Consider the following 7,217-nt stretch of genomic DNA (forward strand, 5'->3'; position numbering starts at 1 on the left):
GGCATCTGCTTGGTTATCTAATGAGCCTGTGTTTAGGGTCAGACTTTGTCCTGATAAGGTACCGCTGTTATCTGTTGTTTGAGTATCCAGTGTCAGTTTGCCAGTTTGAGCAGTAATCACGCCCGTGCCAGCATTGCTCAAGGCCTGCGTCGTCAGTGTCGCTGTTTGACCTGCTAACGCCCCTTGGTTATCCAGCGAAGTTGTCGCACTCACATCAAGCACGCCCTCTTTTGCTAGTACCACGGCATTTTGAGCATTTGTCAGTGTGTTTGTACTTAATGTGACGCCTTTACCTGAGATACTGCCGTTATTCGCCAGCGTAGTTGTGGTAAGACTAAGATCACCTGCTTGTGCCGCAATCACACCCGTCCCCTGATTGGTAAAGATCTCACTCACAAGCGTTACATCACTGCCCGCTAATGACCCTGTGTTCGTCAAGGTATCCGCATCAACATCCAGTTCACCCGCTTGGGCAATCACTACCGCATTCTGTTGATTCGTCAGCGTATCTGTCTTAATTGTCGCAGACTGTCCTGCCAAGCTACCCGCATTATCTAGGCTATTGGTTGTTACACTCAGTTTGTCGGTTTGTGCTGAGATCACGCCCGTTTGATGATTTGCCACTGTCGCAGCATTCACGGTCACCGCGTTACCACCGATGGCACCGCGATTGACTAAGCCATTCACCAAGGTAATCACGACATCACCCGCTTGAGCAATCAAGGTAGCACCTGCTAGGTTTTCAAGCACATTGGCCACAAGTGCCACACTTGAACCCGCTAATGTACCCGCGTTATCAAGGGTCTGGGTATCCAGTGCCAATACCCCACCTTGTGCACTCATGACACCTGTCGCGCTGTTGGTAATACGGGTACTGACATCCAGATCAATCGATTTTGCACCGATCGCCCCATCATTCGTCAGAGTTTGGGTATCAAGGTCTAAGGTGCCACCATTGGCCACCATGACAGCATTGCCATTATTGCTGATCGTATTCGCATTCAGAATCATGTCATTACCAGACAGTGAACCCGTATTGACGATCTTTTGGCTCGCCGCATTTGATTGCGCTGAGACCTGTAAACGGCCTGCTTGAGCGGCAACCACACCTTGGCGGTTATTATTCAGTTCATTCACGGTCAATGTGACATCAGAACCCGCAAGAGACCCATCGTTGTTGATGGTGCCTGTGGTGATCGCTAATTCACCATTTTCAGCGATCACAACGGCATCTGCTTGGTTATCTAATGAGCCTGTGTTTAGGGTCAGACTTTGTCCTGATAAGGTACCGCTGTTATCCGTTGTTTGAGCCTCAAGGTTCAGAGCACCTGTTAATGCCGTAATGATGCCTTTAACACCATTAACAAAAGAGCCTGTTGATACACTGGTAGCTTGACCTGCCAATGCGCCTTGGTTGTCTAAGGTTTTAGTCACAATATCCAGTAACCCAGCTTTTGCAATGACAACGGCATTTTGCTGATTCGTCAGGGTAAAGGTATCAAGTTCAATACTGTTCGCTGAGAGTTTGCCTTGGTTTGTTAGGTCTGTCGTCTTGACCTTTAATACGCCTGACTGAGCCGTAATTAACGCATTCTCTGCATTGTTTAAACGTAATGATGTTAGCTGGATATCATCACCCGCTAAGGTGCCATGGTTCGTTGCATTGGTGACATCAACTGTCAGCTTGCCACCTTGAGCTAAAACCGTTGCGCCAGCATCATTTTGTAAGCTAATTCCTTGTAATGTCACTTCTTTAGCAACAAGAGCGCCCTGGCTCTCTATCAACTGACTATTGATATCCAACAGCCCAGATTGACCCGAGATAACACTCGTTTCAGTGTTTTTAAACAGTTGACTCACAACCTTAGTTCCGACACCAGAGATAGAGCCTTGGTTGGTAAAGGTATCAACATCTATATCCAAGGTGCCCGATTGCGCATCAATCGCACCTTGGTTCAAAAAGGTAACGGTATCAATCTCTGCTGTGGCAGCGCCAATATCACCCGCATTTTCTAATTTCTGAGTCGCATTAATCACTAGATGAGTATCAATTTTCAACTCACCGCTTGTATCATTATCAAAACGGCCAGTGGTAATCGTTCCTTGTTTTGCGGCCACAGAACCCTGATTGTCCAAGCGATCCGTTGTGACAGTTAATACGCCATTATCAGCAACCGTCTTAGACCCAGCTAGGTTAGTAAAACTCTCTGACTTACTGGTGATATTGGCACCAGACACGCTACCTGCATTGGTAATCGTATCGCCATTCAGGGTTAAATCACCCGCTTGCGCACTGATCACACCCCTTGCTTGATTATCTAAGGTAGTGACATCAATTTCTGTTTGATTACCCGCTAATGCACCTTGGTTCGTCACATCAGCCGCATCTAGGTTTAGCAAACCTTGTTGAGCCAGTACCAAGGCCCCATCACCATTACTCAAGGTGGCAGTATCTAATGTCACTGCATCACCAGCCAAGGTTCCCTGATTAGTCAGTGTTTTAGTGGCATTTAAGGTCAGGTCACCCGATTGTGCGAGAACAAGAGAGTCAGTGCCTGTGGTGAGTGTTTCCACATCAAGGGTGACATTCACACCTGCCATCGCACCATCATTTTGTGTGCTCGCTCCGTTAACCCTTAGGTCACCGTTTTTCGCAATCACCACACCCGTCGTCCCATTCGTTAGGCTATCAACGCTCAGTTGAAGGCTATCGGCTGAGAGCTTACCTTGGTTAGACGTCGTCTCATTGGTGATTGTCAACTTGCCTGCTTGTGCTGCGATTAACGCATTGGCTTGGTTGGTCAAGCTAGTTGATGTCAAATTAACCTCATCACCTGCTAATCGACCTTGGTTATCAATCTCTGTCACCTCAAGGGTGAGATCACCTTCTTGAGCAATCGTAATCGCACTCGCGGTGTTGTCTAATTGCTGACCTTCGATAGAGATTGTTTGTGCAGCTAACGTACCCGCATTGACGATGGTTTGTTCGGTGCTTTGTGTATTAGCATTGGTTGAATCATTGATGATCAGACTGGCTGTCTTACCTGAGATAACAGCACTGTCTGTGTTTGTCAGTGTCTTCACATCAAGGTCTACACCCACACCAGAGAGGGAGGATGTGTTGGTTAAGGTATCTGCTGTAATGTCTAATAAGCCTGTTTTGGCTTCAACCGTACCTTGGTTGGTAAAGGCGCTTGTCAGGAAGTCGGCGGTAGCAGATGCTAATTCACCTAAGTTATTCAACACCTGAGATGCTGAGATACTCAAGCGAGTATCAACCGCCAGCTGACCCGTTGCACTATTATCAAAACGGTCTGAGGTAATACTCACTTGTTTCGCAGCAACAGAACCTTGGTTGTTCAAGGTCTGAGTATTGACCTCAATCTCACCATTTTCAGCAACCGTCTTAGACCCAGCTAGGTTAGTAAAACTCTTTGACTGACTGGTGATATTGGCACCAGACACGCTACCTGCATTGGTAATCGTATCGCCATTCAGGGTTAAATCACCCGCTTGCGCACTGATCACACCCCTTGCTTGATTATCTAAGGTAGTGACATCAATCTCTGTTTGGTTACCCGCTAATGCACCTTGGTTCGTCACATCTTTCGCATCTAGGTTTAACAAACCTTGTTGAGCCAGTACCAAGGCCCCATCACCATTACTCAAGGTGGCAGTATCTAATGTCACTGCATCACCAGCCAAGGTTCCCTGATTAGTCAGTGTTTTAGTGGCATTTAAGGTCAGGTCACCCGATTGTGCGAGAACAAGAGAGTCAGTGCCTGTGGTGAGTGTTTCCACATCAAGGGTGACATTCACACCTGCCATCGCACCATCATTTTGTGTGCTCGTCCCGTTAACCCTTAGGTCACCATTTTTCGCAATCACCACACCCGTCGTCCCATTCGTTAGGCTATCAACGCTCAGTTGAAGGCTATCAGCTGAGAGCTTACCTTGGTTCGTGGTCGTTTCATTACTGATCGTCAGCTTGCCTGCTTGTGCTGTGATTAACGCATTGGCTTGGTTAGTCAAGCTAGTTGATGTCAGATTAACCTCATCGCCTGCTAATCGGCCTTGGTTATCAATCTCTGTCACCTCAAGGGTGAGATCACCTTCTTGAGCAATCGTAATCGCACTCGCCGTGTTGTCTAACTGCTGACCTTCGATGGAGATAGCATGTGCCGATAACGTACCCGCATTGGTGATGCTTTGTTCAGTGCTTTGTGTATTGGCATTGGTTGAATCATTGATGATAAGACTGGCTGTCTTACCTGAGATAACGGCACTGTCTGTGTTTGTCAGTGTCTTCACATCAAGATCTACACCCACACCCGAGAGAGAGAATGTGTTGGTTAATGTATCTGCCGTGACGTCTAATAAGCCAGTTTTGGCTTCAACCGTGCCTTGGTTCGTAAAAGCGCTTGTCAGGAAGTCGGCAGTAGCAGATGCTAATTCACCTAAGTTATTCAACACCTGAGTTGCCGAGACACTCAAGCGAGTATCAACCGCAAGCTGACCCGTTGCACTATTATCAAAACGCTCTGTGGTAATACTCACTTTTTTTGCTGCAACAGAGCCTTGGTTGTTCAAGGTCTGAGTATTGACCTCAATCTCACCATTTTCAGCAACCGTCTTAGACCCAACTAGGTTAGTAAAACTCTCTGACTGACTGGTAATATTGGCACCAGACACACTACCAGCATTGGTAATCGTCTCGCCATTCAGGGTTAAATCACCCGCTTGCGCACTGATCACACCCTTTGCTTGATTATCTAAGCTAGTAACATCAATCTCTGTTTGATTGCCCGCTAATGCACCTTGGTTCGTTACATCAGTCGCATCTAGGTTTAGCAAACCTTGTTGAGCCAACACTAAGGCCCCATCTCCATTATTCAAGGTGGCAGTCTCTAGTGTCACAGCATCTCCAGCCAAGGTACCCTGATTAGTCAGTGTTTTAGTGGCATTTAAAGTCAGGTCACCTGATTGTGCGAGAACAAGAGAGTCAGTGCCTGTGGTGAGTGTTTCCACATCAAGGGTGACATTCACACCTGCCATCGCACCATCATTTTGTGTGCTCGCTCCGTTAACCCTTAGGTTACCGTTTTTCGCAATCACCACACCCGTTGTCCCATTCGTTAGGCTATCAACACTCAGTTGAAGGCTATCGGCTGAGAGCTTACCTTGGTTAGACGTCGTCTCATTACTAATAGTCAGCTTGCCAGCTTGTGCTGTGATTAACGCATTAGCTTGGTTCGTCAAGCTGGTTGATGTCAGATTAACCTCATCACCAGCTAAGCGACCTTGGTTATCAACCTCTGTCACATCAAGGGTCAGATCACCTCCTTGAGCAATCGTAATCGCACTCGCGGTGTTGTCTAATTGCTTACCTTCGATGGAGATAGTGTGTGCCGATAACGTACCGGCATTGGTGATGATCTGTTCGGTACTTTGTGTATTGCTATTTGTTGAATCATTGATGATCAGACTGGCTGTCTTACCTGAGATAACAGCACTGTCTGTGTTTGTCAGTGTCTTCACATCAAGGTCTACACCCACACCTGAGAGTGAGGATGTGTTGGTTAAGGTATCTGTCGTGATATCTAACTCACCGGTTTTGGCTTCAATCGTGCCTTGGTTGGTAAAGAGGTTTGCGACAAAATCTGCGGTTGAAGCCGCAAACTCCCCTAAGTTATCCAAGGTGCGGGTGATCACACTTAGGTTGTCATCCGCCGTAATCTGGCCAGACGCGTCATTGGTAAAGGTATCCGCCTTTAAAATAGCCGCTTGTGCAGCGATACCACCTTGGTTAGCCAAGCTGTCCGTTGTGACATCTAACGAGCCATTACTGGCGATCAGCTTAGCGTCCGCTTTATTCGTGACGCTATCCGATTTGATTATCACATCCGTGCCTGACACACTGCCAGCATTCGTAATCGTATCGCCATTCAGGGTTAAATCACCCGCTTGTGCCGCAATGACACCGCTTGTTTGGTTGTCTAAGGTGCTGGTTTCAATCTTGGTTTCGTTACCGGCTAGAGAACCTTGGTTCGTCACCTTGGTGGTTGCCGTTAAATCAAGTAATCCATCTTCAGCAATCACGATGGCATCGTTTTTATTGGTTAATGTATCTGTATCAAGCTGTACATTTTGGCCCGATAAGGTACCACTGTTTTCAAGCGTTCCTTGCGTCGTGATAGCCAATTGACCCGTTTGTGCTGTCACCAGCCCTTGCGACTGGTTAATCAAGGTTTGAGTGTTTATCTGGGTAGATTCACCCGCAAGATCACCTTGGTTATTCAGTGTATTCGTAGCCTTTATATTTAATGTGCCGTCTTTGGCAATCACGACCGCATCTTGTGCATTCGTCAATGTGTCAGTGGTTATCTGCAGGTTATTGCCTGAGAGTTTACCTTGGTTAGACGTCGTCTCATTACTAATAGTCAGCTTGCCAGCTTGTGCTGTGATTAACGCATTAGCTTGGTTCGTCAAGCTGGTTGATGTCAGATTAACCTCATCACCAGCTAAGCGACCTTGGTTATCAACCTCTGTCACATCAAGGGTCAGATCACCTCCTTGAGCAATCGTAATCGCACTCGCGGTGTTGTCTAATTGCTTACCTTCGATGGAGATAGTGTGTGCCGATAACGTACCGGCATTGGTGATGATCTGTTCGGTACTTTGTGTATTGCTATTTGTTGAATCATTGATGATCAGACTGGCTGTCTTACCTGAGATAACAGCACTGTCTGTGTTTGTCAGTGCCTTCACATCAAGGTCTACACCCACACCCGAGAGTGAGGATGTGTTGGTTAAGGTATCTGTCGTGATATCTAACTCACCGGTTTTGGCTTCAATCGTGCCTTGGTTGGTAAAGAGGTTTGCGACAAAATCTGCGGTTGAAGCCACAAGCTCCCCTAAGTTATCGATGGTACGTGTGATCACACTCAGATTATTATCCGCCGCCATCTGGCCTGATGCATCATTGGTAAAGGTATCCGCCTTTAAAATAGCCGCTTGTGCAGCGATACCACCTTGGTTAACCAAGCTGTCCGTTGTGACATCTAACGTGCCATTACTAGCAATCAGAGAGCCTTGGTTCGTCACCTTGGTGGTTGCCGCTAAATCAAGTACCCCATCTTCAGCAATCACGATGGCATCGTTTTTATTGGTTAATGTATCTGTATCAAGCTGCACATTTTGGCCCGATAAGGTACCAC

General features: G+C 47.0%; 1 protein-coding gene. It reads right to left on the reverse strand.

Annotated elements, in window-relative coordinates; genetic code table 11:
• The coding region (locus tag OA91_RS24390) for a hypothetical protein (RefSeq protein WP_197477703.1) at positions 1-7,217 on the reverse strand (7,217 nt) is incomplete at both ends.

It is taken from the genome of Marinomonas sp. SBI8L (assembly GCF_001624705.1).
GTDB lineage: Bacteria > Pseudomonadota > Gammaproteobacteria > Pseudomonadales > Marinomonadaceae > Marinomonas.